The 23,657-nt window shown below is 65.8% G+C and carries 19 protein-coding genes; 9 read left to right on the top strand and 10 right to left on the bottom strand.

Annotated elements, in window-relative coordinates; genetic code table 11:
• Nucleotides 1-49 precede the first annotated feature (49 nt).
• The 7 genes from JWS13_RS01010 to JWS13_RS00980 all read left to right on the top strand — a co-directional run bounded on the left by JWS13_RS01010 (nt 50) and on the right by JWS13_RS00980 (nt 7,613).
• Nucleotides 50-967 (top strand): fumarylacetoacetate hydrolase family protein, encoded by a 918-nt coding sequence (locus JWS13_RS01010; RefSeq protein WP_241031983.1) that lies wholly within the window; start codon nt 50-52, stop codon nt 965-967.
• Nucleotides 964-1,959 (top strand): C-terminal binding protein, encoded by a 996-nt coding sequence (locus JWS13_RS01005; RefSeq protein WP_206003973.1) that lies wholly within the window; start codon nt 964-966, stop codon nt 1,957-1,959. Before JWS13_RS01010 ends, JWS13_RS01005 begins: the two co-directional genes overlap by 4 nt.
• A complete protein-coding gene (gene eno / locus JWS13_RS01000) occupies nt 1,956-3,272 on the top strand; it encodes a phosphopyruvate hydratase (RefSeq protein WP_206003972.1) in 1,317 nt (438 codons plus the stop codon). Before JWS13_RS01005 ends, eno begins: the two co-directional genes overlap by 4 nt.
• A complete protein-coding gene (locus JWS13_RS00995) occupies nt 3,269-4,276 on the top strand; it encodes a phosphotransferase family protein (RefSeq protein ID WP_206003971.1) in 1,008 nt (335 codons plus the stop codon). The genes eno and JWS13_RS00995 overlap by 4 nt, the downstream gene beginning before the upstream one ends.
• Before the next feature lie 26 nt (nt 4,277-4,302).
• Nucleotides 4,303-5,244 (top strand): fumarylacetoacetate hydrolase family protein, encoded by a 942-nt coding sequence (locus tag JWS13_RS00990; RefSeq protein ID WP_206003970.1) that lies wholly within the window; start codon nt 4,303-4,305, stop codon nt 5,242-5,244.
• A 247-nt stretch (nt 5,245-5,491) separates the two neighbouring features.
• Entirely contained in the window at nt 5,492-6,340 is an 849-nt protein-coding gene (locus JWS13_RS00985; protein ID WP_206003969.1) for a 3-hydroxybutyryl-CoA dehydrogenase, read from the top strand.
• A gap of 100 nt (nt 6,341-6,440) precedes the next feature.
• Complete coding sequence (locus JWS13_RS00980; RefSeq protein WP_206003968.1) at nt 6,441-7,613, top strand: acyl-CoA dehydrogenase family protein; 1,173 nt, start codon at nt 6,441-6,443, stop codon at nt 7,611-7,613.
• Nucleotides 7,614-8,113: 500 nt separating this feature from the next.
• Here the strand turns inward: JWS13_RS00980 and JWS13_RS45885 are convergent, their stop codons facing one another.
• A complete protein-coding gene (locus tag JWS13_RS45885; protein ID WP_259375195.1) occupies nt 8,114-8,242 on the bottom strand; it encodes a hypothetical protein in 129 nt (42 codons plus the stop codon).
• A gap of 358 nt (nt 8,243-8,600) precedes the next feature.
• Between JWS13_RS45885 and JWS13_RS00975 the strand changes: the two genes are divergently transcribed.
• A complete protein-coding gene (locus JWS13_RS00975) occupies nt 8,601-11,960 on the top strand; it encodes a protein kinase domain-containing protein (protein WP_206003967.1) in 3,360 nt (1,119 codons plus the stop codon).
• A gap of 84 nt (nt 11,961-12,044) precedes the next feature.
• Here JWS13_RS00975 and JWS13_RS00970 read toward each other — a convergent pair whose 3' ends face one another.
• The 8 genes from JWS13_RS00970 to JWS13_RS00935 form a co-directional block, all read right to left on the bottom strand.
• Entirely contained in the window at nt 12,045-12,623 is a 579-nt protein-coding gene (locus tag JWS13_RS00970; protein WP_206003966.1) for an NADPH-dependent FMN reductase, read from the bottom strand.
• An 80-nt stretch (nt 12,624-12,703) separates the two neighbouring features.
• Nucleotides 12,704-13,801, bottom strand: coding sequence for an alcohol dehydrogenase catalytic domain-containing protein (locus JWS13_RS00965; RefSeq protein ID WP_037204206.1), 1,098 nt, complete (start codon nt 13,799-13,801; stop codon nt 12,704-12,706).
• 100 nt (nt 13,802-13,901) lie between these two features.
• Complete coding sequence (locus JWS13_RS00960) at nt 13,902-14,441, bottom strand: carboxymuconolactone decarboxylase family protein (RefSeq protein ID WP_206003965.1); 540 nt, start codon at nt 14,439-14,441, stop codon at nt 13,902-13,904.
• 27 nt (nt 14,442-14,468) lie between these two features.
• On the bottom strand, nt 14,469-15,470 hold the full coding sequence (locus JWS13_RS00955) for a VOC family protein (RefSeq protein ID WP_206003964.1): 1,002 nt from the start codon (nt 15,468-15,470) through the stop codon (nt 14,469-14,471).
• A 359-nt stretch (nt 15,471-15,829) separates the two neighbouring features.
• Nucleotides 15,830-17,233 (bottom strand): MFS transporter, encoded by a 1,404-nt coding sequence (locus JWS13_RS00950; RefSeq protein ID WP_206003963.1) that lies wholly within the window; start codon nt 17,231-17,233, stop codon nt 15,830-15,832.
• 114 nt (nt 17,234-17,347) lie between these two features.
• Nucleotides 17,348-17,845, bottom strand: coding sequence for a flavin reductase family protein (locus JWS13_RS00945; protein WP_206003962.1), 498 nt, complete (start codon nt 17,843-17,845; stop codon nt 17,348-17,350).
• Between the two features lie 126 nt (nt 17,846-17,971).
• A complete protein-coding gene (locus JWS13_RS00940; protein WP_206003961.1) occupies nt 17,972-19,138 on the bottom strand; it encodes an acyl-CoA dehydrogenase family protein in 1,167 nt (388 codons plus the stop codon).
• Nucleotides 19,139-19,560: 422 nt separating this feature from the next.
• Nucleotides 19,561-20,598 carry a LacI family DNA-binding transcriptional regulator gene (locus JWS13_RS00935; protein WP_206003960.1) on the bottom strand — a complete coding sequence of 346 codons (1,038 nt, stop codon included), beginning with the start codon at nt 20,596-20,598 and terminating at the stop codon, nt 19,561-19,563.
• A 393-nt stretch (nt 20,599-20,991) separates the two neighbouring features.
• Between JWS13_RS00935 and JWS13_RS00930 the strand changes: the two genes are divergently transcribed.
• Entirely contained in the window at nt 20,992-22,272 is a 1,281-nt protein-coding gene (locus JWS13_RS00930) for an MFS transporter (RefSeq protein ID WP_206003959.1), read from the top strand.
• Between the two features lie 66 nt (nt 22,273-22,338).
• Here JWS13_RS00930 and JWS13_RS00925 read toward each other — a convergent pair whose 3' ends face one another.
• A complete protein-coding gene (locus tag JWS13_RS00925; RefSeq protein WP_206003958.1) occupies nt 22,339-22,998 on the bottom strand; it encodes a MarR family winged helix-turn-helix transcriptional regulator in 660 nt (219 codons plus the stop codon).
• Between the last annotated feature and the right edge of the window lie 659 nt (nt 22,999-23,657).

Below are 23,657 nucleotides of genomic sequence, written 5' to 3'. Positions count from 1 at the left end.
ACGCGCACTGCCGCTACACGAGTGTGCCGTCGACAGACCACTTGGTCGAGTGGGATCACTCACCGAACTGGTCGAGCATTGGCCGAACCACGAGGCCGACCTGCGTTCATTGACCTCTCATCCCCAGGTTCGAGCGGTCATCCACTCGCGTGGCGTCGACATCGGTTCGCTGCACTTGGAGGCGCCGATCCAACCTCGGCAGGCCTTCTGCACGATCGGCAATTACCGCGGCCAGATCGCCGAGGCCGCCGCGGACGCCGGCGGCATGGGGGCCGGTGCCGCCGGCCGGCGCGCTGCGGCACTTGAAGCGCTGGAGCACCGGAGCCGGACGGGTGAGCCGTACGTATGCTTGACCAGCCCCGAACGCGTCGGCCCGCCCGTGGGCGATCTGACGATCGCTCCCGGCGTCGAGACCCTCGACTGGGAGGTTGAGATCGCGGTTGTCATCGGCGCATCGGCTCACCGGATCTCCCCCACGACCGCACCCGGCGTCGTCGCCGGATTTTGCGTGGCGAACGACCTGACCGTCCGTTCTCGGGTGATGCGCGACGATCTGCCCACACTCGGGACCGATTGGATACAGAGCAAGGGGATGCCCGGTTCCCTGCCCCTCGGGCCCTGGTTCGTGCCGGCATGGCAGGTTCCCGACCCCTCACGGCTTCGTCTGCAGTTGTCGGTCAACGGCACGGTGATGCAGGACGACTTCGCCGACGACATGGTCTTCGACGTCGACCGTCAGATCGCCTACGTGTCCCGGCACACCCGCCTGCGCCCGGGCGATGTCCTCTGCACCGGATCCCCGGCGGGATTCGGCGCCCACCACGGACGCTTCCTCCGCCCCGGCGACGTGGTGGTGGCGCAGGTGACCGGGCTTGGCGCGCAGCGCCTCCGATGCGTAGCAGAACAGACCACACCGGTGCGGGAACCCACCTCGCCGCACCGGACAGAACAGGAGCTGATGGGATGATCATGGACCAGGGCACGGTGCTGCTCACCGACCGGGCGTGGCCCGACGACACTGTCGAACGGGCGGTGATCGAGGGCGCCGGTTTCCGGCTCGTCAGCGGCCCACCCGAGCCGGCGTCCGCCGCGGTGATCGACGCTCTCGTGGCGGAACATCAGCCGGCGGCGATCCTCACCTGCTGGGCACCGGTGTCCGCGCAGGCGATCGGCAACACCGACAATCTTCGGATCGTCGCACGGCTGGGTGTCGGCCTCGACAACATCGCCGTAACCGCCGCGACAGACCGCGGCGTGGTGGTGACCAACGTTCCCGACTACTGCGTCGAAGAAGTATCCGATCATGCCGTCGGTCTGGTACTGGCCTGGACACGAGGCCTGATCGTCGCAGACCGAGAGGTGCGCGCGGGCCACTGGAAACCAGCGGGTGCCCGGCTCCGCAGATTGTCCTCTTTGACCTGCGGTGTGGTCGGATTGGGACGAATCGGCAGCGCGACTGCAGCGAAGCTGCGCGCGCTCGGTGCCCGCGTCGTCGCCAGCACCCCCTACCCGCCCGCGGATACCGGAGGCGTCCCGATCGTCGGATTGGACGAGCTCCTCGCCGGCAGTGACGTCGTGATTCTGCATGCACCGCTCACGACATCGACGCACCACCTCATCGGTGCTCGCGAGCTCGAACTCATGCCACCCGGGGCCCTGCTGGTCAACGTCAGTCGCGGTGGCCTGGTCGATACCGACGCACTCATAGCGTCGCTGGCGGCCGGGCATCTCGGCGGCGCGGGCCTCGACGTTCTCGAGGACGAACCCGCAGTGCCTGCCGAGCTCCTCGAATACCCCGGGGTGATGATCACCCCCCACATCGCGTTTTCTTCGGACGCCTCCGTCGTCGACCTGCGCCGCAGCGCCGCAGAAGAAGTCGTCCGTGTCCTACGCGGCGAAACCCCCCGCTATGCCTGCAACCAACCTTCCACCACGACCAAACATGGAGTGTCTTCATGAGCGTGACCCAGATCGACAGTGTGCATGCCCGCCAGGTTTTCGACTCCCGTGGTCGGCCCACCGTCGAGGTCGAGCTGAGCCTTCGCGGTGGTGACGTCGCCCGCGCATCGGTGCCGTCCGGTGCCTCCACGGGCACGTACGAAGCGCACGAGCTGCGAGACGGTGACGAGGCCGTGTTCAACGGCCTCGGCGTGATGCTCGCTGTCGAACACGTCAACGAGGAGATCGCTGCCGCGCTGCGCGGGCACGACGTGATGGAGCAGCGCGGCTGTGACACGCTGCTGCGCGAACTCGACGGAACACCCGGGTTGTCCCGCCTCGGCGCGAACGCGGTGCTGGGCACGTCGCTGGCGATCTGCAGGGCATCGGCACAGGTGTCCGGGCAGCCGCTGTACCGGCGCATCGCCGAACTCGCCGGCGTCACCGAACCGACGCTCCCCATGCCGATGGTGAACATCCTGTCCGGCGGCCTACACGCCGGACGGGGAATGGACGTGCAAGACTTTCTCGCCGTGCCGCTCGCGGCGACCTCGATGCTCGAGGCCATCCAGCTCACCGCACGGGTCCGCGACGCGGCGACGACCGTGTGTGCCGAACGCGGGTTGCCGACCTTGCTCGCCGATGAAGGTGGATTGAGCCCCGGCTGCCGCACCGGACGGGATGCGCTCGAACTGCTGGTGACCTCGATCGAACGGGCCGACCTCAAACCTGGCATCGATGTCGCGATCGCGATCGATGTCGCGGCCGCGTCCCTGTTCGATGCCTCGAGCGGCGACTACCACCTGCGGCGGGAAGGGCGCCGGGCCACCACTGCCGAGATGATCGAGACGATGTCGTCGTGGGTGGACGACTTCCCGATCGTGTCCATCGAGGATGCCCTCGACGAGGAGGACTGGGACGGGTGGCAGGCACTGACCGCGCGGCTTCGAGGTCGGGTGCACCTGATCGGCGATGATCTGTTCACGACCAACCCGCACCGCCTGTCGCAGGGGATCGCGAGGGGTTGCGCCACGGGTGTGCTCGTGAAGGTCAATCAGAACGGGACGCTCACCGGCACGCTCGACGTTGTTGCCGCGGCTGGCGAGGCCCATTATGTTCCCGTGGTGTCGGCGCGCTCCGGTGAGACCGAGGACGATTTCCTCGCCGATCTCGCAACCGGCACCGCAGCCGGGCAGATCAAGGTCGGGTCGGTGCGCTCATCCGAGCGCCTGGCGAAGTACAACCAGCTGATTCGTATCGCGGAGGACAGCAGCCTGCGATTCAGCCCCCTCACCCTCCCCGGTTCCTTTCCCGCATCCGAGTTGATCCGATGACCGCATCAGACCCTCGCCCACACGTGCTCGCGTTTCTGCGCAGGCAGGGATTGCTCCGTCCCGGGGAAGATGCGGAGCTGACCCCGCTGACCGGAGGTGTGTCATCGGATCTGTGGAAAGTGGACCTCCCCACCGGAACCGTATGTGTCAAGGGGGCCCTGCCTCAGCTCAAGGTCGCGCAGCAGTGGCTCGCGCCCGTCTCGCGAAATCGCGTCGAATACGACTGGCTGCGGTTCGCCGCCCTGATGTGCCCGGGACAGATACCCCGGGTCATCGCTCATGACGGCCAGGGCTTGTTCGCGATGGAATTCCTGCCGCCGGAACGCTACCCGGTGTGGAAGGCACAGCTGCTCGGCGGCCACGTGGATATCGCGGCCGCACGTGGGGTCGGTGACCTCGTCGGCCGGTTGCACTCGGCGAGTGCCGCTGATCCGCGCAGTCCGCAGCGATTCGCCACCGACGACAACTTCGACGCCTTGCGCATCGAGCCGTTCCTGCGGGTCACCGCGAACGCGCACCCGGATCTGTGGGAGCGGTTCGCCGAACTGGCTCGCACGACGGCCGGCACACACCTCGCCGTCGTTCACGGTGACGTCAGCCCGAAGAACATCCTGCTCGGCCCCGACGGCCCAGTGCTGCTGGATGCGGAGTGCGCGTGGTTCGGCGACCCCGCCTTCGACATCGCTTTCTGTCTCAACCACCTGCTGATCAAGGCGGTCAAGTTGCCGGGGCACGCCGCCGAACTTCGCGCGGCGGCGCACGCACTGGCCGACGAGCATGCGCGCTACATCGACTGGGAAGCACCGGAGGGCCTCGACGCGCGGGTAGCAGCGTTGCTGCCGGCCCTTGCCCTTGCCCGCATCGATGGCACGTCCCCGGTCGAATACCTCGACGCAGCTCAGCGCGGTGAGGTTCGGAAGGTCGGCCGGGCGCTGCTCCTCGATCCCGCACCCACAGTCGGCCACTTGCTCGACCGGTGGGCGCTGTCCGGCGCCCCGGCATAGCGGCACCGAGTGAAGGAGACAACCCGATGACATTTTCCCTCGCGACGATCCGCGTCGACGGTACGCCGATCCCAGTTCTCAGCATGGACGGCAAGCTGTACCGGATCACCGACCTCGCCCCGGAAGTTCTCGCACCCAACCCCGCCGGCGGTCTGATGACGGTATTCGCGCACTGGAACACAGCTGAACCGGTCCTGCAGCGGGCCGCCGGCGACCTGACCGACGGTGTCCTGACGTGCGCCCCCGTCAATGCGCCCGGACTCGAGGACTGGCTGACGCCGCTGCAATACCCCGGCAAAGTCATCTGCACCGGCGCGAACTACTACGACCACGTGACACAGGACGGCGGCCACGTCGGCTTCACCAAAGAAGACAACATCCCGGTCTTCTTCCTCAAACCGCCCACCACGACGCTGGTCGGGCAGGGCAAGTCCGTGCGGTACCCGGTCCAGTCGAGCAAATTCGACTACGAACTCGAGCTGGCGTTCGTGATCGGCAAACGCGGCCGGCGGATTCCGGTCGAACAGGCCCGCGATTACGTCGCCGGTTACACCATCGGTCTCGACCTCTCGGCCCGCGACTGGCAGCGGCACCCGAAGCATCTGGTCAAGTTCGACCTCTTCGGCGGCAAGGTGTTCGACGACAGCTGCCCCCTGGGTCCCGGCATCGTGCCCGCACGGTTCGTCGACGACACCAACCTGCAGCTGCGGTTCCGCCTCAACGGTGAACTCCGGCAGAACGCCAACACGAAGGACATGATCTGGTCGGTACCGGAACTCATCGCACGGATCAGCGAGCATGTCACCCTCGAGCCCGGCGATGTGGTGCTCACCGGGACGCCCGCCGGTGTGGGCCTGAGCACCGGCACCTGGACCAAGGTCGGCGATCGACTCGACGGCGAGATCGACGGGCTCGGGTCCCTCCAGGTGGAAATCATCGACGACCACCCCGAATCCGACGGAACGTGAATGGAGGAACACCACGACAGGTCGCCGTGCCGGCGCAGGATCCCTTCGACATCAGGAGGTGCATGCTCGGCGGCGCTCCATGCGCTCGTCGAAGTGGATACCTCTCCGGCGCGAACACTCGCACCGGCCTGCCGAACCGAAACCACAAGCGCCTGAGGATCGCCACAACCATTGATGATGTGGCGCTACGGATGGCGCTGAGGTGGAGGTCGTGAGCGCCGAGACGCACAGCCGTACAAGGAGAAACGTGGAACTGGTAGGCGTGATCGGCGGCGGCACCATGGGTGCCGGCATCGCCGAGGTATGCATCAAGGCCGGCAGCTCGGTTCTCATCCTCGAGACCAAGCCGGAATTCGCCGAGGCCGCGCAGGCCCGCATCGAGAAGTCCCTGGCGCGCGGGGTGAAGGCGGGCAAGCTCGACCAGGCCGACGCCGACGCCGCACTCGCCCGGGTGCGGGTCACCCTCGACATCGAGGAGTTCGCGGACCGCGACCTCGTGATCGAGGCGGCGCCGGAGATCGAGGCGCTCAAGGTCGACATCTTCGGCAAGCTCGACAAGATCGTGAAGCCGGCGGGCATCCTGGCGTCCAACACGTCGTCCATCCCGCTGATCAAGATGGCCAACGCCACCCAGCGGCCCGGGCAGGTCGTGGGCGTCCACTTCTTCAACCCGGTGCCGGTGATGCCGCTGGTGGAGATCGTGGTCAGCCTGGTCACGTCGGAGGAGACCGTCCTCGCGGTCACCGACTACGCGAAGAACACGCTGCGCAAGAAGACGGTGCGGGCCGGGGACCGCGCGGGCTTCATCGTGAACGCGCTGCTCATCCCGTACCTCACGTCGGCGGTCCGGATGCTCGAGTCCGGGTACGCCACCGCCGAGGACATCGACGAGGCCATGAAAGGCGGCTGCGGCTACCCGATGGGCCCGCTGACGCTGATCGACACCGTCGGCCTCGACATCACCCTCGCCGCGGCGGAGTCGCTGTACGCGGAGTTCGCCGAGCCGCACTACGCGCCCCCGACGCTGCTCGAGCGCAAGGTGGACGCCGGGCAGCTCGGCAAGAAGAGTGGCAAGGGCTTCTACGACTACAGCTGATGTGAGGCAATCCAAGTCCCACGACACACACCCTTTCAATCAACAAATGTCCGTGCATCGTTCGAACGAATGCGCCACCCGGCCCGAGTGAAGGAACCCCATGTCCGACCCGCAGTCCCTGTCCCAGCTGTTCGCCCTCGACTCGCTGCTCGACACCGAGGAGATCGCGATCCGCGACACCGTCCGCCGATTCGCGGACGGGAAGATCCGGCCCCACATCGGCGACTGGTTCGAGGCGGCGGCGCTGCCCGTGCGTGAACTGGCCGAAGGGCTCGGCGAACTCGGCGTGCTCGGCATGCACCTCGAGGGCTACGGCTGCGCCGGCATGAGCGCCACCGCCTACGGCCTGGCCTGCCTGGAACTCGAGGCCGTCGACTCCGGCATCCGCAGTCTGGTGTCCGTGCAGGGCTCGCTGGCCATGTACGCGATCCACCACTACGGCAGCGAAGACCAGAAGCAGGAATGGCTGCCCCGCATGGCCGCGGGCAAGGCGATCGGCTGCTTCGGCCTCACCGAACCCGACTTCGGCTCCAACCCCGCCGGCATGCGCACGGGCGCCAAGCGGGACGGCGACGACTGGATCCTCAACGGCACCAAGATGTGGATCACCAACGGGTCCGTCGCCGACGTCGCCGTCGTGTGGGCCCGCACCGACGACGGCATCCGCGGATTCGTCGTGCCCACCGACACCCCCGGCTTCTCGGCGCCCGAGATCAAGCACAAGATGTCGCTGCGGGCGTCCGTCACCTCGGAGCTCGTGCTCGAGGACGTCCGGCTGCCCGAATCCGCGATGCTGCCGGAGGCCAAGGGACTGTCCGGTCCGCTCGGCTGCCTCAACGAGGCCCGATTCGGCATCATCTTCGGTGCGATGGGCGCCGCCCGCGACTGCCTCGAATCCGCCATCTCCTACGCGCAGGACCGCCAGGTCTTCGACAAGTCGCTCGCCGCCTACCAGATCACGCAGGTCAAGATCGCCGACATGGCCCTCGAGGTCGGCAAGGGCCACCTGCTCGCGTACCACCTCGGACGTCTCAAGGACCGCGGCGAGGCACGCCCCGAGCAGGTCAGCACGGGCAAGCTGAACAACGTCCGCGAGGCCATCGCCATCGCCCGCGAATGCCGCACCATCCTCGGCGCCAACGGAATCACGCTGGAATACCCCGTGATCCGCCACGCCAACAACCTCGAGTCCGTGCTCACCTACGAGGGCACGTCCGAGGTGCACCAGCTCGTGATCGGCAAGGCACTGACGGGCGAGGCAGCGTTCCGATAACGGGGCGTCGCTTGCAGAGGGGCGACGGGCGTTCGACATTTGACCACGACAACGGATGCGCCCGAGTCCGCGAACCGCTGCGGTCTGCGTGCGCGGAATGGTAATCGAGGTCCCGGCGCTGGCGCGATCGTGAGCCTCGGGCAGGCGGCTCTCTCTCGGCTGCATCGACGAGGGGGACCTCGCTCACCGTCGAGTCGGACGATCCACGACGCCCTGATCGGTCATGAGAAGCTCTTCGTTTCATCGGCACAGAACGAGATGAGCGAGCGTCACCAGGTTGCACAGGATCAATATCTAACGCGCGCAATAACACTTGCGCGCCTGCCGACTGAATGACCGTGGCGAGTTTTGTCGCTGCGCCTGGCACACCGCGTGTACACCGAGTCAGAGAACAAGGCTCTACCTCAGCGAGACATGGGATCCGACACCGTAGATCTCGCGATGGAGACAAATACACTCCACCGCGCTGCTTCCGGGTGCTACCTGGTTTTGGACCGTGGTCAGCCGACCTGCCCCACCGTCGACGTCTTCCGCATGCCGCGGATGATCACCGGGATGGCTCGGTTGGCCACCTTCGTCTGGTGCTCGAACCGCTTCCGGAAAACGCGCCCTTCCCCATCCGAGTGCACGAAGATTTCCCCATCCGGGGTCGGGCACCGCCTCTACACTCCGGCGAAGAGAAAGGACTCGTCGCCGTGTCAACACGGGCTTCGCGTTTCTCCCTCGAGTCGGAGCGCCGCTGCCCGCTCGACCCAACCAGCGAGTTGTGCCGCACGCTGCATCCCCCTGCGAGCACCCGATCGTCCCGCCGGGCCCAGTCCGGCCCGCGTCGGCGGCAGGATATCCTGAGGACACAGCACAGCACATGAGGTGAGTCATGGTCACACCCCGAATCGTGCCGGTCCGCGCTCTGCATCCCCGAACACTGGCCGACGAATCGTCCGGACACGAGCCCGACCCGGATACGCCCACGCGGGATTGACACCGATGGCCGCAGGTGACCCGCTCGAGACACAGCGGACCGCGGTTGCCGCGGTCAGGGCCGAGCTGAGCGCGGCTGGCTTCGAGGACGGGTATGAGATCGGGCGCGGCGGATTCGGTGTCGTCTACCGCTGTGTGCAAACTTCACTGGATCGCACCGTGGCGGTGAAGGTCCTCACCGCCGACCTCGACGAGGAGAACCGGGCGCGCTTCTTCCGCGAGCAGCGTGCGATGGGTCTGCTGACCGGGCACCCGAACATCATCACCGTGCTTCAGGTCGGCGCCACTAACAGCGGTCGCCCCTACATCGTGATGCCCTACTGTCCGCGGGATTCGTTGGAGGTCCGGATTCGCAACCAGGGCCCGCTCGAGGTGCACGACGCGCTTCGACTCGGCGTGAAGATGGCCGGCGCTCTCGAGACCGCGCACCGATTCGGCATCCTTCATCGAGACGTCAAACCCGGGAACATCCTGCTCACCGACTACGGCGAGCCGGCGCTGACCGACTTCGGCATCGCCCACGTGGCGGGAGGCTTCGAGACCGCCACCGGCACGGTCACCGGTTCACCGGCATTCACTGCTCCCGAAGTACTCAAGGGCGAGTCGCCGAGCCCCGTGTCGGACCTCTACAGTCTCGGAGCGACGCTGTTCTGCGCCATCACCGGTCACGCCGCTTTCGAACGCCGCAGTGGTGAGCAAGTCGTCGCTCAATTCCTGCGGATCACCACCCACCCTGCTCCGGATCTGCGGGAGCACGGCCTCCCCGGCGATGTGTCCGAGGTCGTCGGACGATCGATGTCCGCCGACCCCTGCGATCGCCCCGCCTCCGCCGCAGAGTTGGGCGATGCACTGCGGCAGGTCCAATTCCGCAACGGTTTCCCGGTCGACGAGATGGCCCTCCACGCCGAACAAGGCGACGGGGAGCGGGGCTGGACCCTATCGGGCGGTGCGCGGACCACCGAACCCCTGTCGGGTAACGCCCAGCGCACGTCGGCTGATGCCGGGGAACCTTCTGGGCAGGCAGAGCCGTCCGAAGGTGACGTTGTGCCTCCCCCCGCCCGTCTGGGAAAGATGGGGAACCTGCCCGTCGAGTTGACCAGTTTCGTCGGTCGCCGCCGGGAGTTGACCGAGACGAAGAAGATGCTGTCGGACTCACGCCTGGTGACGTTGACCGGGATCGGTGGTGTGGGTAAAACGCGTCTCGCGTTGCGGGTGGCTGGAGAAGTACGGCGTGGGTTCGCCGACGGTGTGTGGCTGGTCGAGCTGGGCGGGCTGAGCGATGGGTCGCTCCTGCCCGATGCGGTGGCTGCCGCCCTCGGGTTGCGGGACCAGTCGGTGCGGCCGGCACGGGAGATAGTGCTGGAGCATGTCGCGCCGCGTCACCTGCTGCTCATTCTGGACAACTGTGAGCAGGTGGTGGATGCGGTTGCGGTCCTCGCCGAAGCACTGCTGCGGGCCTGTCCCGAACTGCGGGTTCTGGCTACCAGCCGCGAGAGGCTGGCCGTTGGCGGGGAAGTGGCTCTTCGGGTTCCGCCGCTGGGGGTTCCCGACCCGGACCGCGAGCCTGACCTCCAGGCTTTGCCCCAGTACGATGCGGTGACGTTGTTCGTGGAACGGGCTGCCGCCGCCGTCCCGGCGTTTGCGCTTACCCCGGACAACCGGGTTACGGTCATCCGGATCTGCCAGCAGCTCGATGGCTTGCCGCTGCCGATCGAGTTGGCGGCGGCGAGGTTGCGAGCGATGTCCGCCGCGCAGATTCTGGACCATTTGACCGACCGGTACCGGCTGCTGTCCTTGGGCGCTCGGGGTGCACCTTCGCGGCAGCAGACGTTGCGGTTGTGTATTGACTGGAGCCACGGGCTGTGCACCCCGAGCGAACAACAGGCGTGGGCTCGGTTGTCTGTGTTTGCCGGTGGTTTCGAACTGGATGCGGCGGAGGGCATCTACTCAGGCGATCTGACCGCAGACGATCTGCTCGATGTTGTGGCCTCGCTTGTCGACAAGTCGATTCTGATCCGTGAAGAACCGGGCGCTGTGGTGCGGTACCGATTGCTCGAGACCCTGCGCGACTATGGCCGGGAGAAGCTGCAAGAGTCCAGTGACTACGTGTCAATTCGTCGACGGCATCGCGATTGGTACCAGCACTTGGTCCTCCAGGCGGAAGCCGAGTGGATCAGCGACCGGCAACTCGAGTGGATCGCCCGCCTCGAACGGGAGCGCCAAAACCTGCGTGAGGCACTGGAGTTCTGCGTGACTGAGCCCGGAGAGTCCGGGGCCGGGCTACGCCTCGCCGGTGCACTCTATTGGTTTTGGTTCTCCCGCGGCCTGCTCAGCGAAGGCAGGCGTTCTCTCGACCGCGCGCTGAGCAGTGCGAATGGACGGCCGACTGCGGACCGGGTCAAAGTCGTGTCCACCGCCAGCTTGCTCGCGGGAAGGCAGGGCGACTTCGAGGCAGCGGCGGAGCTGATCGACGAGTGCCGCGAGATGGTCGAGCAGTTGGATGATCCGCATGCGTATGCGCTCGTCGCGTATGCCGACGGGCGCTTAGCGCTCTTCGGCGGCGAGCTCTCCCGCGCGATCACTCACCTCACGAAAGCCGTGCGACAGTTCCAAGCAGAAGGAGATCTCCTGTGGCAGATCTCAACACAGGGAGCACTCGCATTGGCCCACGCCCTCCACGTCGACACCCGACAGGCCATATCCTACTGCGAGGAGGCAATGGCGATCACACAGTCGCACGGCGAGGTCTCGTACCGGTCGTACTTCCAGTGGACTATGGCGCTCGCGGTGTGGCGACAGGGCGAGCTGGGACGAGCGACAACCTTACTCGAGGAAAGCCTGCACCTCGCACGTCTCGTGGACGACCCGCTCGCTACTGCCTGGTGCCTCGAGATACTGGCCTGGATCGCTGCAGACAACAAGCACTCCCAACGCGCGGGCGTACTTCTCGGCGCCGCGGACTTACTGCGGCATACCGTCGGGAGTCCCACGGTCATGGTTCGGAACACGCGCACCTACCACGAGCAGTGCGAGCAACAAGTTCTCCGCGCGCTCGGCCAGCGCGCCTTCGACGCCGCACGCAGCGACGGCCGAAGCTTGGGCACCGCTGAAGCAATCGCCTACGCACTCGGTGAAGAATCCCCGATCGCGAAGCCACGCTCCGACGTCCCATCACCCCTCACCAGACGCGAACAACAGGTAGCAGACCTAGTCGCCCAGGGCCTGACGAACAAGGCGATCGCCGCCCATCTGGTGATATCGCAACGCACCGCGCAGGGGCACGTGGAGCACATCCTCACGAAACTCGGATTCGCCTCGCGTGCACAGATCGCTGCCTGGGTCGTGGAGCAGGAACAGCGGTCCTGACTAGCTCAACGCGATTCCGTTGAGCCCAGGACGGGGCGTTGGCCGTCGCTGCATGGCGAGAACACTCGCCGAGGGGTCCTCGGTCTAGCTTGCTGCGCTCGGTAAGCGAAGTCGCGCGAGCTCGCCGGTGGTGTGGGACAGCTCGTCGAGCATTACTGCACACGCTGCGGCGGCTCTGTGGTCCGGGGCGAACACCCCGTCTGTCAGAAACTGCGTGAAATGCGCGAGGGCGACCTGGTCCGTCAGGGGCAGCATTCGAAGGCAGGTCAGGACTGGTTTGAGCAACTGCACCGCCCTGGTCCCCGCCGAAATACCCCCGTAGCTCACGAAGCCGACCGGTTTGTAGGCCCACTCCTCGTACAGGTAGTCGAGTGCGTTTTTCAGTGCGGCCGGGTAACCGTGGTTGTACTCCGGCATCACGAACACCAGGGCATCCGAGGATTCGATCGTTCTACTCCATGAGCGCGTGTGGTCGTGAACGTATTCTCGCGCTCGTGGATGGTGCGGTTCATCCATGAGTGGCAGTGCCAGTTCTGCGAGGTCGGTGACCTCGACATCGAAGCGCCCGTCGACACGACACTGTTCGGCAAACCAGTCGCCGATGGGTTTGCCGGCGCGTCCCGGACGCGTGCTCGCGATAATGACCTGCAGCGTTGGGTGCATAGTTTTACTCCCTGGCGGTGGCATTGCGGCGGTGGCCGTGCCCACGAGTGGACACGGCCACCGCCCCCGACTCGATTTGTTCAGGGGATGACGACGTAGTTGCTGAAACCGCCGCGGCGATCCTTCAACCCGGAGATCGCGCGATTGACCTCCGTCAGTGGGAACCTTTCGTGCTCGAGGTAGGAAAGGTCGAGGGTGCCCGTCTCGACCATGTTGGCGAGTTCCTGACCCTGCGCGGTGGTGAACCAATTCGAGCCGATGAGCTGTACCTGCTCGTCCATCAGCCATTTCATGTCCACCGGCACCTTGTCGGCCACCCCGCCGACGTTGACCACCTTCCCACCGCGGCGGACGCCGTACATCGAGTCCAACATCGTCTCCGCGGAGGCCCGGGCGCCGAGCGCGCTGATCACGAAATCGGCGCCCTCGCCGTCGGTCGATGCCTTCGCCCACTCCCCCGACGGTTTGTCGCCGAGCTTGAGGACCTCGATGCGTTTGGGCGCGAGCGATTTGACGCGGTGCAGCAGTTCCTCGTCCCGACCGGTGCCGAGCACCTTCGACACTCCCATGGCCAGCGAGAGCACGGTTGCCGCAACGCCGAGGGTTCCGGTGATGCCGTCGATCAGGCCCACCGTGCCGGGTCCCGCGTCGGCCAGGCGTAGGGCGCCGTAGGAGGTGCCGATGTAACCGAACCTGCCTGCCTGCTCGAAGGAGATGTTGTCCGGAAGCGTCACCAGCGAATGCTGAGGAGCGGTCATGAATTCGGCGAACCCGCCGTAAGGATAGAGGTCGAAGATCCGCTGTCCGTCGGGTGAGGTGCTGAAGTAGCCGTTGAGCGTGTAGTAGCGACACCGGCTGTACTGGCCGCCGCGGCAGGAGTAGCAACTCCCACACGAGCGCAGAGGACTGACGTATACCCGCGTACCCGGCCTGATCCCGATTACCGCCTCGCCGACCTCTTCCACGACGCCCGCGGCATCCAGACCGAAGATGGCGGGAAATCTGGCCAGCGGCTGCTGGGGGAACCATGTCGGCCAGTTGTGGATCACGTTGGCCATGTTGGGCACGATTCCACAGGCCTTCACCCGCACCAGGACATCCGTCGGACGGGGCTTCGGCACCTCGATCTCGTCGATCGACATCGGCTCGCCGATCGCATGCAGCCGGGCTGCGCGCATCAACGCCATTTCATCTGCTCCTTCATTGTTCAAATCTGTTGTAAGGCTTTGACCTGCAATTGCAGCCCGGCCCGCGGGTTTACCCGTCCGGATGGATGGCTTAGGGCAGGTAGCTGTCTTCGAGGTCGATGTCGAGCATCCCCATGATGCGGACGCCGGAGTTGTACCAGGCGATGGTCAGGGCGAGCTCGACCATCTGCGTGTCGTCGAGGTGGGTGGCCGCTTCGGCCCAACGGGTTTCGGTGACGTCGACCTTGAGTGTGGACTCTTCCGCGATGCGCATTACTGCACGTTCCGTCTCGTCGAAGAGGCCGGAGTTCTCGAAGTCGGGGACGGCGGACAACTGCTCCGGTGTGACCCCAGCCTTGAGGGCGTGCGACTGGTGATGGGCGATCTCGTACCGCGAGCCGGTGGCATGGCCCACGGTCAGGATCGCGAGCTCACGCAGCTTCGGGCTGAGTTCGGACCCGTCCCGGAGCGCGTTGGCGTAGGACAGGAACGCGTCGAGCAGCACCGGTGCGTTCGCCAGGGCGCGGAAGATGTTGGCGGTCGGCATCTTACGTTCCGCCTCGACGCGATCCCAGAGCGCTGCGGTGTCGGGGGTGGCGTCCTCGCGAGAAAGATAAGGCATTCGTGTCATGTGAGGTTTCTCCTGGATGTGCTGAGGTCAGTTCGAGCGTTGCTCGAGCAGGAATCGTTCGAGTGTCATCGGGTTCTGCGGGGTCTCGGGGGCCTTCTGCACGACGTCGTCGAACGGCGACGCTTCGAAGTACCACTTCTCGAGTGCAGGAAGTCCCCATCGGGCATTGGTGCTCAACGACGCCGCGTCCCAGCGCACCGGCTCGATCTCGATGTCGATGGTCTGGTAGTGACTGTTGAACACCTCGACCCGATGCCCGTCGGGATCACGAAGGTAGACGAAGAGCATTCCGCCCGGCCCATGCCGACCGGGTCCGCGTTCGACCGAGTCGCCGTAGCCGAGGTTGCCGGCGAAATCGCACGCCGTGAAGATGTCGCGGCTCTCGGAGACGGTGTAGGCGAAGTGATGCATCCGGGGACCTTCGCCGGTGACGATGGCGAGATCGAGGCAGGTTCCCTTCCGATACATGAACGCGCCGAGGAGAGTGTCACCGTGGGTGAGGTACTCCGAGTTCCGGAACCCCAGTGCACTGTAGAAGGCACACAGTTGGTAGGTGTCCGGCGCCAGCACCTGGTAGTGGTCGAGCCGTTGGGCGTGGGCACCCTTGAACGTCTCGAACTGGATGTGCATCCGGGGCCGCGTCTCCATGGTCGAGCACAGCTCGAGCGGGGTCCCGATCGGATCGCTCACGTGCAGCGTCCTGCCCTGGTGCGGCGCCTCGACCCATTCGGCCGGAAGGTCACGCTCGCGGAAGTAGTCGTACGCGGCGTCGAGGTCGTCGTCGAACAACACTCGGAACCCGAGCCGCCGGCACGTGCCGCCGTCGCGTGCCTGCTCGAGGACGAGGCTGTGGTGGCAGGCTTCCTGCACACCACGCAGGTAACAGACGGAACCGTCCTCTTCGGTGACGACGAGGCCCAGCACGTTGGTGTAGAAGTTCCGGCTTTCGGCGAGATCGGCGACGGTCAACCGGATATGACTGGACCGGGTGATGTTGAACGGCGGCCTGAGGTTTACGGGAGGCAACATTGGGCGTGGTACTCCAATCGGTGTTTCGGATGCGTAATCAAGGTCCTGAGAGGGGTGCGGCGTATCCGCGGGCTGCCTCCCCTGTCCCGAACCGTTGTTTCGGTTGACGGCATCGGGGATCTTCCGGTGTTCGCCGTCCGGGGAGGCCTCGCCTGTGGGAGGCGGAGCGGATCCTCGGGGCCGGCTCATCCGGGACGGGCTGAGAAAAGAACCACCTTTGCTATCGATAGCATTCTGTTAACGATAGTTCCATCACCCCGTTGAAGCAAGGTATTTCCTGGGCACCTTCGTGGGCATGGCTGTTCGGAGCGAGCGATCCGGCACGCCCGTCACCTCGGTTATCAGTGCGTGGGTATGGTTTACGCTTCCTCGCCTGCCGGGACGCACGACCGTGCGGCAACGAGCGCTCGGTCGCGCCGTTGGAACCATCCGGTCGTTTCGCGGGTGAACAGGGCGGTGAGAATCGCGGCGAGCACCATCAGCGCGGTAAGGACATAGAGTGCCGCGGTGTAGCCGCCCACGTTGGTGAAGCCGCCCCCCAGGCCGATGAGCACTCCGACGAGAAGTGGACCGGCGCCGCCGCCGAGTGCGAGACCGACGTTGACGATCGAGCTGGCCACGCCGGTGGTGCTCGGCTTGGCGGAATCGATCGCGATCGCATATACCAAGGTGTAGGGAGCGTTGATCGCCAGGCCGGTGAACAGCTGGACACCGATGAGCCACCCCACACTCAATGACGCGTTCTGGAACAGGAAGAAACCCACTGCCAGCCAAAGGAACACGATGATCAGGGACAGCTTGCGCCCGAGTCGGTCGGAGATCCAGCCCCAGCCGATCATGCCGAGGCCACCGGTGATGGTGAAGACGACGCTGAACGCGGCGGCTTTCGCGAAATCGTACTGGGCCACGAAAGCCAGGTATTGCGGCAACCAGAAGCTCAGTCCGATGTAGCCGATGGTCGCGAACAGCCCGATTCCCGCGATCACGCTGATGTTCGGGTTGCGCAGGCACTGCATCAGCGCACCCGTGGTCGCAGTCGTGTGCTCGATCTGGTCGGTGTCGACCGGCTTGGTCTCACCGGCCGCGTCGAGGTGATCGACGAGCGCCGCGTACCGCTGCTTCGTCGCGAACCACCAGTATCCGGCGAAGACCACGATGACCGGGATCGGGAAGAGCAGGAATGGCAGTCGCCAGTTCGACGCGCCGTAGGCGCCGAGGAGAGCGGCGACGATGATGCCGCCGATCAGGGTGCCCCAGGGAAACCCGGTGTGGTGTATCCCGAGCGCGAATCCACGGCGCTCGCGGGGCCACCACTCCGCCGCGGAGGTGACCTCGACGGACTCACCCGCGCCGGCGATCGCATGCGAGATCAACTGAAGGACGAGCAGTCCTCCCAGGGTGATGGTGAGCATGTCGAAGCCGGTGAGGAAGGTGAACAGCGCGTAGCCGATCACGATGGGCAGGTGCCGGTACTTGCGTTTCCAGCCGCGGCCGCCGCGGTCGACCCACAGCATCGTGGGGATTGCTATCAGCGCCGTCGCGGCGGTGACCGCTCCGGTGATCATTCCGAGTTCGGTGGGGCTGGTGTTGAACTCGTCGGTGATCGAGGGCAGTACGTAGAAGATCATCTGCCGGGAGTTGGCGTTGAGCGCGTAGATCAACCAGAGAAACAGGAGGGAAAACCACGCGTACCGTGAGATTCCGCGGGCGGGTGTGCGGGCGCCTGTGCGGTCGACGCTCAGCGACTGGTCGGTGCTGTGCATGATGTGTGCCTCACCTCGATGCGAGTGGAGTCTCGCGCGACAGGTCGTGCGCGAGTAACGGCCCCTCCGCGGTCCATGCGCGGCAACGCCGTGGTGGAAGAGTCGACGCCAGGTCTAGGAGACGGCAAAGCGTCGAAATCTGCTGCCGTGGAACACCAGTGGGTCTCGATCGGAATCGGCCTGGAGGCCATGGATCTGCAGCAGAACGATCGTGTGGTCGCCTCCGGGGAGTTCGGCGTGGATCGAGCAGTCGAGCCAGAGGCTGGCACCGTGGATGTACACCCCGCCTTCCCCGTCGGCGGTCCAGTCGACGCCCTCGAAACGCTCGCGGTCCTTACTGGCCAGCGACCGACAGATCACGTCCTGCTCCTCGGCGAGCACACTCACGCCCAGACGTCGCTGAACGCGCAGCCTCGGCCAGGTCTTGGACGTGTCCTGCACGCAGACCGACACCAGTGAGGGCTCCAGGGAGACCGGGGTGAACGTACTCGCCACCATGCCGATCGGAGCGCCCGACTCGAGAGCACAAACTGCCGTCACCCCGGAGGGGAAGCAGGCCAGTGCTCGGCGGAGCACCAGCGAGTCCGTCGGCGTCTCGTCGAGTCGGTTCATCGTGGATCACCTGCTCTGTGGGGGTAAAGGGATTCACGGTGCCCGGCGGGGTGAATCCCGATGGGCGAGCGGGCCGCGGAAGTTGTGTGCATTACTGCCTCCTGTTCGGTGGGGACGTGATCCCGGTCAGCTCTGCCCGGAGAGGGCGGCCCCCAGGGCGCGCAGGGCGCCGTTGTTGCCGACAACGTGCTGGGAGACGCAGCGAATGTCGCGCCAGCGGCGCTGCAGCGAGCTTGCGTTGTAGAGGCCGGAGCTGCCGGACAGGGTCATGATCTCGTTGAGGAGCCGGATGCCTTCGTGGTGGATGTGCTGGGTGCCGCCGGTGTAGCTGAACCACTCGGTCGCCGTGGGCGCCTGCCCCGCGAGCGTCCGGTTCATGACGGTCTCGGTGGTGCGCTGCGACAGGGCCGCCAGTGCAGCCGCACGCAGCTGCAGTTCTGCGAACTTCTCCTGGAACACCGGGTCCTGCCCGAGCAGCATGGTCGGGTTGAACGCGGGCCGTTTGCTGGCGGCAATCTCGGCGAGATCGTCGAGCGCGCCGTCCAGAGCACCGAGAATGACCGCGTCGTGTGAGGCGCCGGTGGGCGAGTACGGCAGGTCGAAGAGAGGAGCGGGAATGTTGTTCGAGCCGAACGGGGAGCCTGTGTACTGCTCGGGCACGAACACATCGTCCATCGTGAAGTCGTTGCTCTGCGTGGCACGCAGACCCACGGCATCCCAGGTGTCGAGGAAGGTGACCTGCTCGGGACGGATCAGCGCAACCCGCATGTCCGGGCGACCGTCCGGCAATGGGCCCGCACCCTCGACCATGAAGCCGGCGAGCATCCAGTCCGGGGTGAAGGGGCCGCTGGCCAGGGGCCAGCGACCCGTGATGCGGTAGCCGCCCGGCACCGGCGTCGCGCGGCCCTTCGGAGCTATCGCGCCGCGGAGCATCAGGTCGGCGCCACCCACGAACACCTCGTCTTCGAGCGTGTCCTGGGGCAGTCCCCGGAGGAAGAACCAGGCCATCGAGGCGGCCTGTACCGTCCAGCCGGTCGAAGTGTCCGCCCGCGCGACCTCGCGCACCACCGCCGCACTGTCCAGCATTCCGAGTTCCGCGCCACCCCATGCCCTGGGCAAGGCCATTCTGAACGCACCGGCCTCACGGAGGCCCGTGATGATCCGTGGGGGCACGGCCCGGGCGTCCTCACCGTCGGCGGCGGCTGTCACGATGTCGGGAAGGAGTGCGCGGACGCGGCCGAGCACGTCGTCGTCGGTTTTCTGCTTCGGGGTGGGGTCCGACACTGTGGTCACGGGGGGGCTCCCTTGCTTGGTTGTTACCGGCTACCCATGTAGCGAAACGACTTTCGCTCTTCCGAGGGTTTTCGCGGGTAGACATCTCTGATGTTGGAAGGCAGGCCGTTCCGGCAGGCCCGAATCCGGGGCGGAAGCTGCATACAGCGCAGTGCAATCGATAGCACTGCTGTTTGTCAGCGGTCGCGGGGTGCTTAATTCCCGATTTCTCCGAGCCCGAACAATTCAGAGAATATAACTATCGTCACATAACCGTCAAGGTGTGCGGCCGGCCACAGTTCGGAGTGGGAGGACGGCCGACGGGGTGGCCGCGGGAAGTTCGAGGACCGGCCCCGTGCACGGTCCGACGCGAAGGGACGACCGCGGCGTGCGTCGCAGAATCCCGAAGTAGTTCGAGCGGCGTTGAGCGACGCGGCGTTCGGTTACGCCTTCCGGCGCGGTTTGCTTCGCGTGTGCGCAGGAGGTGCGGTGCTACCGCGCAGGATCAACGAACCCGGTGACACCGACGCGTAGGCGCTGTCGTCGTTCGGATTGGTGGTCAACCGGCGCATCAGCCACAGTCCGCAGCCAGTCGCCATTTCCTGGATCGGCAGGCTCATCGTGGTGAGTCCGGGCCCCCACCAAGAGAATCCCGGTTCGTCACCGAATCCGACGACGGACAGATCCTCGGGCACCTTGACGCCCATTCGGGACAGCTCCCCCAATACGCCCAGGGTGAGCTGAACCGATCCGAGCACGATCGCGGTGGGGACGGACGGACCCTCCAACAGTCGCTGCACCGCCCGCCGGCCCTCTTCGATCGAGGACGGCCGTCCCAGTTCGATTTGTGCAGCTTCGTCGGGTAGGCCACCGTCCGCGAGCGCGCTACGAAAACCCTTCAGACGCTCCGCACCGGTGGGCAGCTCGGCCGGGCCGCCGACGTAGCCGATGCGGGTGTGCCCCTGGTCGACAAGGTGAGCGGTGGCCTGCCGCAGCGCCTCGAAGTCGTCCACACCGAACCACTGCGACCCGAGCGACGAGTGTTTGCGCAGCAATTGCACGTGCGGGATGGTTCGGAGCAGTTTGACCGATTCGCTGCGCGGCCGCGCGGTCGGCACGATGATGACGCCGGCCACCCTGCTCGTGGACAGCTCACGCAGATGGCGCAGCTCCACCATCCGGTCGTCATCGGTCTCCGACAGCATGAGCTGGAAGCCCTGCGCCTCGATGTTCTTCGACAGCTCGTGCGCGATGGTGGAGTAGAAGCTGTTGCGGATGTCGGGAATCACCAGCCCGACCACGTTGCTGGAGGCGCCGCGCATCATCCGTGCGGCCCGGTTGCCCACGTATCCCATCTCGGCGGCTGCCTGACGAACCCGGACCTTGGTCGGCTCGCTGATCCGATCGTCGTCGGACAGCGCCCGTCCCACCGTCGACACAGACAGCTGCAAGCGTTCGGCGATATCCCTGGTGGTGATCACAAGCTCCCCGCCCTCCAAAGTCTCTTTGTAAAAATTCTATGCTAGCGATCGCACTTCATGCAGTCACGTGGCCGCAGTAGAGCCGACCGACCGGCCGACCCTTGTGCTCCGGCCGAGGATCCGACGGCCGATTGAGCCAGCGCCCCAGCAGGACCGTCTTCAGGCGGACAGCCGTGGTTATCGATTCACGCCACCAAGACACCCTTGACGGGTCATCCCAGGGTGCTATCGTTAGCACGCACGAGAAGTAATGTACGTCACAGACTGGGGCCGACCGAGTCGGAGAGGCCCCGGCACCGGGTCTGGGAAAGCCGCCCCATGGGCGTTTCGTTGCCCTTCTCGCTCGCTCTCGCCAGCCGCGGTCACCGCGGCTATTTTCCGAAGGAGACATCCATGGCCAATGCGGCGCCCGCTAACGCAGGCAAGGTCCTTGCCCGTGACAAGGCGGCACTTCTCCAGGCCCCCGTGCCCAAGCTCGTCGTCGCGACGGGGTTCCTGGTGATGGCGGTGTCGTTCATGGTCAACGCCATGGATCGGCAAGTGTTCGCCCCACTTCTTCCGACCATACGCACGGAGTACGGGTTCAGCTTGCAGCAAGGCGGATTGCTCGCCACCGGTTTCACACTGGGCATGGCACTGGCAGGACTACCGGCCGGATACCTGGTGGACCGCTTCTCCCGCAAGACCGTGCTGCTGGTCAGCATCGTGATCTACTCCCTCGGCACGCTGGCGGTTCCACTCGCGTCCAGCTTCGGCGAGATGTCGGCGTACAGGATCATCTCCGGCTTCGGCGAGGGCATGCAGGCCGCTGCCTTGTTCGCGGCGGTCGGGGCGTACTTCCACCACCGACGTGGACTCGCGCTCGGCGGCATCGGCGTCGCGTTCGGGGCGGGGGTTTTCCTGGGCCCGCTCCTCGGCGTCAGTATGGCCACCGGTTTCGGCAGCTGGCGGGCGCCCTTCGTCGTGTTCGGGCTGTCCGGACTGGCGGTCGCGCTGATCGCCGCGTTCACGCTCAGCCGTCGAATGACCGAACGCGCCGTCGAAACCTCGGTGAGCACCGCGACCTTCGACTACATGCCCGCGTCGCCGTACAACCGCAACACCGCCGCGCTGGGGATCAGCTCGGCGATCGGCGGCATGGTCCTCTATGGATTTCTCGGTCTCTACCCGACGTTTCTGATCAGCGAACTGCACTTCAGCACCGCACAGTCCGCGCTCGCCATGAGCTTGGTGGGCCTCGGCGGTGTCGCCGGCCTGCTCGGTGGCTGGCTCGGCGACCGGGTCAATCAGCGCGCACTGCTGATCGGCAGCCATCTGGCGATTTCGGTGATCGGCATTCTCATCTACCAGGTGCAGGCCACACTCGGCTGGCAGTGCCTGTTCGCCTTCCTGATGGGCGTCTTCGGCACCGGCTTCGTCTTCCCCAACAGCAATAGTGCGATGCAGCGAGCGGTGCGGCCGAGTCAGGTCGGACGCGGCGCCGGACTGTTCATCACCAGCTACTACATGGCCGCCGGGTTCTCCGGTCTGCTCTTCGCCGCTCTCGTGGACAGTTTCGGCTGGCGTCAGGCGGGCTTGTGGCAAGTGACGCTACTGCCAGTGGCTGCCATTGTGGCCCTGGCCTTTGTGCGCACTGCCCGGTTCAACAACGCGGTCCAGCAACCGGCGCACTGAGCGAGCACCATGTGCCACGGCCGCGGCGAGAGCCTGCGGCCGCGGCCCGTTGCGGAGTTGCGGGGGTCAGGAAGCCTGCTCGCCGGCCTGCCGGAGCCGGACGAGCCCGGCCTCAACTCTTTGCAATAACGCCACGGCCGCATCCAGGTCGGCGTCGCCTCCGGCCGCCGCGGAGACCAGTTCGGCCCACTCCGTACGCACCAACGCGTAGTTGCTCGTCCCGCGAGCCGTGGGAAAGATCTGCACCTCACGAGCGTCGTCCACACCGCTGCGCCGCTCGATGAGCCCCCGGTCCTCCAGCCCGCGAAGCACAGTGCTGAGATTGCTGCGCTGCAAACCCGAGGCATGCGCGACCCGACTCGGTATCGATCCCGGGTGGCGATGCAAGTAGCGCATCACGACGCCTTCCGACGGCGAGAGCGACACCGCCTCCTCGCTGGAGTAATCACCGAACTTGATCTCCCGGGAAATGGTGAGCACAAGATCGGCGAAGTCGGCCCACTGGCCGTCCGGGGCCTGCTTCGGCGCGGTCGAGCCGCGCCCACGGCGTTGACGAACTTGATTCTCTCCCACGATTCCCATCGTAATACTTACCAACTCATAGTTATATCTGAATAGCCAATCTGCCACGAAGTTGAGGGTCCCGATCCCGAGCAGCACCGGCACCACCTCTGAGGCCGTGCCCGAATTCGGGGCGGAGGATGCGTTGACCGGATCTTCGAGCATCTCGACGGATCGGCCATCGCGTTGTGCGCCGTGGTGGCCGCGACTGTCATCTCGGGGCGTGAATTCGATAGCACCCTAGCCTTTCTCAGAGCGCGCCAACACCCCTCGTGTCGACTCCTCGCCCTCTGCGCATCCTCTCGGTCGAGGCGGCAGCGCGCCGACCCTCCCATGCCTCGTCGGTGGCGTCACTCTGACCGGCTGATCGCGTGGCCACTCGCTGCCATCCGCACTAGCTGGGCACTGATTCGACCCGCAGAGGTCGTCAACTTCGTGCATCGTGAGCCTCATTGCACTGCAAATCAGCCCGCTACGGCTGGAACCACACATTTACTGATTGCTATCGATAGCACGCTGAGTGCTATCGTTGTCGACAGAATTGCATGAGCCGGGTCGCAGGCTGTAGAGCCGTCCGGGTGGAGGCGAAAGCATGGATGCATCGTGAACTTGCACGCGAATCTCATTGGTAGTCAATGCCTGCCCGCCGACCAGGACCGGTCCCGTTCGGCGGCGCTGACCGTGGGTCCGATCCTGGCGCGGTGTGCATCGACTGCTCCGGACACACTGTGCCTGGGCGCCATCACCTGAATTGCGGCGCCGATTCTCAATCGCGATCGTAGGCGAGGTCGAGGAGTTGGCCGATATCCGAAACACCGATCCGG

It is taken from the genome of Rhodococcus pseudokoreensis, assembly GCF_017068395.1.
Taxonomy (GTDB): domain Bacteria; phylum Actinomycetota; class Actinomycetes; order Mycobacteriales; family Mycobacteriaceae; genus Rhodococcus_F; species Rhodococcus_F pseudokoreensis.
This window is presented reverse-complemented; position numbering and strand designations above follow the sequence as displayed.

Bases quoted from the DNA above. Each gene is read 5' to 3' on its own strand.
- JWS13_RS01005 (WP_206003973.1), top strand. From the start codon at position 964: ATGATCATGGACCAGGGCACGGTGCTGCTCACCGACCGGGCGTGGCCC.
- eno (WP_206003972.1), top strand. From the start codon at position 1,956: ATGAGCGTGACCCAGATCGACAGTGTGCATGCCCGCCAGGTTTTCGAC.
- JWS13_RS00995 (WP_206003971.1), top strand. From the start codon at position 3,269: ATGACCGCATCAGACCCTCGCCCACACGTGCTCGCGTTTCTGCGCAGG.
- JWS13_RS00990 (WP_206003970.1), top strand. From the start codon at position 4,303: ATGACATTTTCCCTCGCGACGATCCGCGTCGACGGTACGCCGATCCCA.
- JWS13_RS00980 (WP_206003968.1), top strand. From the start codon at position 6,441: ATGTCCGACCCGCAGTCCCTGTCCCAGCTGTTCGCCCTCGACTCGCTG.
- JWS13_RS00975 (WP_206003967.1), top strand. From the start codon at position 8,601: ATGGCCGCAGGTGACCCGCTCGAGACACAGCGGACCGCGGTTGCCGCG.
- JWS13_RS00970 (WP_206003966.1), bottom strand. From the start codon at position 12,623: ATGCACCCAACGCTGCAGGTCATTATCGCGAGCACGCGTCCGGGACGC.
- JWS13_RS00965 (WP_037204206.1), bottom strand. From the start codon at position 13,801: ATGCGCGCAGCCCGGCTGCATGCGATCGGCGAGCCGATGTCGATCGAC.
- JWS13_RS00960 (WP_206003965.1), bottom strand. From the start codon at position 14,441: ATGACACGAATGCCTTATCTTTCTCGCGAGGACGCCACCCCCGACACC.
- JWS13_RS00955 (WP_206003964.1), bottom strand. From the start codon at position 15,470: ATGTTGCCTCCCGTAAACCTCAGGCCGCCGTTCAACATCACCCGGTCC.
- JWS13_RS00950 (WP_206003963.1), bottom strand. From the start codon at position 17,233: ATGCACAGCACCGACCAGTCGCTGAGCGTCGACCGCACAGGCGCCCGC.
- JWS13_RS00945 (WP_206003962.1), bottom strand. From the start codon at position 17,845: ATGAACCGACTCGACGAGACGCCGACGGACTCGCTGGTGCTCCGCCGA.
- JWS13_RS00930 (WP_206003959.1), top strand. From the start codon at position 20,992: ATGGCCAATGCGGCGCCCGCTAACGCAGGCAAGGTCCTTGCCCGTGAC.
- JWS13_RS00925 (WP_206003958.1), bottom strand. From the start codon at position 22,998: ATGCTCGAAGATCCGGTCAACGCATCCTCCGCCCCGAATTCGGGCACG.